Here is a 455-nt window from a genome sequence, read left to right as displayed (position 1 = left end):
AGTCCGGCCAGGGGTGCTGTTTTTCTGCCAGGGTGTGAGGTGCGTGGTCACTGCCAATCACATCGACCAGGCCGTTGTTGATCGCTGCCCACAGGGCATCCTGATGGCGCTGGTCGCGTACCGGTGGGTTCATTTGTGCCAGTGTGCCCAGTTGCTCGTAGCAGTCTGGTGCCGCAAGGGTGAGGTGATGAGGTGTGACCTCGACCGCCACCAGGCGTTTATGGTGCGCCAGAAAGGCCATTTCTGCTGCGCTTGAAACATGCAACAGATGGAGTCTGCGCCCGGCCTGTTCGGCCATGAGGACGACTTTTTGGGTGGCCAGCAGGGCGCTTTGTTCATCCCGCCAATGGGGGTGCAGGTGTACCGAATGGTTGTCTCCCAACTGTTGTTTGCGTGCTATCAGGCGGGCCTGATCTTCAGCATGCACTGCCAGTCGACGTTGGCCGTGGCTGAGC

1 pseudogene is annotated in these 455 nt (G+C 60.0%); it reads right to left on the bottom strand.

Features of this window, described 5'->3' with window-relative positions:
- A pseudogene (locus Q4563_RS16115) lies at window positions 1-455 on the bottom strand (dihydroorotase); the annotation flags it as partial.

This window comes from Gilvimarinus sp. 1_MG-2023, assembly GCF_030548285.1.
The sequence above is the reverse complement of the archived record's forward strand: the minus strand, read 5'-3'. Positions and strand labels throughout refer to the sequence as shown.